Genomic DNA, 3,187 nt, shown 5'->3' on the forward strand with positions numbered 1-3,187 from the left:
TGCTCAAGCGGGTGATTACCCGAAGGGGCAATGCGTAGAGGCTCCCGAAAGGGCAAGGAACCGGAGCCCTTTAGGACGATGCGGCCTATTCTGATCAACAGTAAGATAGGGTCATGTTAGAAGTTTGAAAGTCAGGAAGGTGTTACAGTTTTCGAACTGAGGATCGACAGCATTATTCGGATAGAACGAGAGGAGAGGGCATTGTGTCTAAGTGGTTATTTAAGCTTGGAATTTGGACGGGTTCAAATAGTAAAAAGGTGATTTTAGCATTCATTTTGCTCATGGGTCTTTTGGGCGCATTGATCCTGAGTATGGGTACCGCGTTTAAAGAGGATGTATCCATACCGGGTACCGAATCGGAAAAGGCCATGACCATGTTGCAGGAACAATTTACGGGCGGCGAACAAAAAGGGCAAGTTAACATTGTCTTTAAAGCTCCCGCATATGAAACTTTGGATTCGGCAAAAAATAAAGCGGCGATTAGCGACCTGCTTGCAAAGATTCAGGAAGATCAGGCAGTCATTTCCGTCGCAACGCCGTATGAGCTTGGGAATATCAACCCGGATAAACAAATCGGGTATGCTGTCGTTACTTATACTTCTTCCGCGGATCAGGTGTCTCAAGCGTCCAAAAACAGGGTGGAAGACAACTTGAAGTTGACGCGGGATCAAGGAATTGAGACAGGTTTAGGCGGGACGGTAAAATTCGAACAAACCAAAGCGGGCGGAGGACCTGGCGAAGCTTTAGGGGTAGCCATAGCTTATATTATCTTGGCGTTTACTTTTGCCTCCTTGCTTGTGGCGGGCATGCCCATACTCATAGCACTAATCGGCGTTGGTACCGGCGTATTGTGCATCCTGCTGGGGACAAACTACTTCGATATTTCATCGATATCCCTAACTTTGGCGGGAATGCTGGGGATCGCCGTGGGGATTGACTATTCCTTGTTTATTTTCTCCAGATTCAAACAACAACTGAAAAAAGGATATTCCGTTCAAGAGTCGATCGCCATCGCCAATGGTACGGCCGGCAATGCGGTCGTATTTGCTGGAATCACTGTAATTATAGCGCTGTTAGGTCTGATCGTTGTGGATATCCCGTTCATGACCACGATGGGGATCGCGACGGCTGTCGTCGTGTTGCTTTCGATTATTGTAGCCATTACGGTGGTGCCGGCGATCTTGGGAATTATGGGGCATCGAATTCAACCGGAAAAAAGCAATCGATTGATCTTGATGTTGACGCGTGCCAACAAGAAAAAAGAAACGCCTACCAATGCATGGAGCAGATTTGTGACGAAAAATCCATTTATCGTCGCATTCGTCGGTATTGCTGTATTAGTCGTCATGACCATCCCGTTCTTCCATTTGAATCTCGGACTCCCTGACGACGGGAATAAGCAGTATGAAACGGCAGAGAGACAAGGGTACGATTTGTTGTCGGAAGCGTATGGGGCCGGATTCCATTCCACCTTAGTCGTGATTGCCGATCCTGCTAATCAGGAGGCTGCCGCTCCGGACAAGTTAAAAGCCCTTTCGGAAAAAATCAATGGATTGGATCACGTAAAAAGCGCCACGCCTGCCATGCCTAACCAGAGCGGCGATATGTTCTTAATGAGTGTGACGCCGGAGGATGGGCCAAACGCTCCGGAAACCAAAGATCTCGTTAAAGAGATCAGGGATCTTTCCGATAAGGGAAGCATGGAGTTGCTGGTTACGGGGGCTACGGCAATCAATATAGATATCACCGAACAAATCATGAGCGCTTTGCCGACGTTTGCCATACTCATTGTTGCTTTTGCTTTTGTATTAATGATGATCGTTTTTAGATCCTTGCTTGTACCATTAAAAGCGGTTCTTGGTTTTGTCCTTTCCATTGGCGCGACTTTGGGATTTACAGTATTCATCGTGCAGGACGGCAATCTCCTTGACCTGTTCGGTTTCCCCGGGGAGAGCGCGATCTTGTTCCTCTTGCCGGTACTATGCATCGGAATCCTGTTTGGTTTATCCATGGATTACGAAGTCTTCCTCGTGAGCAGAATGCGCGAAGAATTTGCGCATACCGGCGACGCGAAGAAAGCGATTCATGCAGGCTTGAAGGAAAACGGAGCTGTCGTAACGGCGGCCGGCTTAATCATGATTTCGGTATTTTCAGGCTTTATCTTCTCCCATGATCCGACGATCAAGCAAATGGGGCTGGCTTTGTCAGTCGGCGTTTTGTTGGATGCGTTTATCGTGAGATTGGCGATCGTGCCCGCCGTGATGACCCTACTGGGCAAATCCGCTTGGTACTTCCCTAAATGGTTGGACAAAATACTCCCTAATTTCGATATCGAAGGCGAGTCGATCATGAAAGAGTATTCCGAAAAGGGTAAAGAGCCAAAGTCCTATGCCGGGCAAGTCCAGGTGAATGAATCCTAACACAGTCAAGCGATAGAAATTATGTTACAATGGCGTCGTTGATTGTGGGCAGCAGGAGCATCTATTAAAAGATTAGGACGGACCCTATGAAGAGATATTTTCATCAATTGGATTCAAAGAGACTGATGATAATGGTTTTCGGCAATGTATTTTTGGGGATGGGGATTAGTATCTTTAAGCTGTCCGGCATGGGCAACGATCCCTTCAGCGGCATGGTGATGGCACTAGCGGAGTCTATCGGTATCGCATATGCCCATTTTCTAATCCTACTTAACCTGATATTGTTTATAATCGAATGGATCATGGGTCGAAAATTTATCGGAGCGGGGACCTTCGTAAATGCAATTCTTCTTGGCTACCTCGTCACTTTCTTTCACAGTACCTGGCTACAACTGTTCGGCGAACCTCAGCTTTTGTGGCAGCGGGTGGTCGTAGTGGCGATTGGTGTGGTCGTATGCAGTTTTGGGGTATCCCTGTATCAGACATCGAATGTGGGAATAGCTCCCTATGACAGTCTGTCCTTGATTATGAAAAACCGCTTCCCGAAAATCTCTTATTTTTGGCATCGTATGTTTACGGATGCACTTTGTGCATTGATCTGCTTCCTGGCAGGAGGCGTGATCGGTTTGGGAACTCTCGTTTCCGCATTAGGTCTAGGCCCCATCATCCATTTTTTTGACGTGAAATTTACGAAGAAGCTTTTGGCTTAGACGGGATATTTTCTGCTAAAGCACCCGCCGACTGTAAAGTCTGGCGGGTGTTTTGTG

General features: G+C 47.3%; 2 protein-coding genes. Both read left to right on the top strand.

Translation table 11 applies throughout. The features are described 5' to 3' along the window. The first annotated feature begins 203 nt into the window (after positions 1 to 203). Positions 204 to 2,420: an MMPL family transporter gene (locus tag MJ257_RS24410; protein WP_240271768.1), complete on the top strand. Its 2,217-nt coding sequence runs from the start codon at positions 204 to 206 to the stop codon at positions 2,418 to 2,420. A gap of 86 nt (positions 2,421 to 2,506) precedes the next feature. Then, positions 2,507 to 3,130, top strand: a complete 624-nt coding sequence (locus MJ257_RS24415) for a YczE/YyaS/YitT family protein (protein ID WP_240271769.1) — start codon at positions 2,507 to 2,509, stop codon at positions 3,128 to 3,130. Positions 3,131 to 3,187: the final 57 nt, after the last annotated feature.

Source organism: Paenibacillus timonensis, from assembly GCF_022427145.1.
Classification (GTDB): domain Bacteria; phylum Bacillota; class Bacilli; order Paenibacillales; family Paenibacillaceae; genus Fontibacillus; species Fontibacillus timonensis.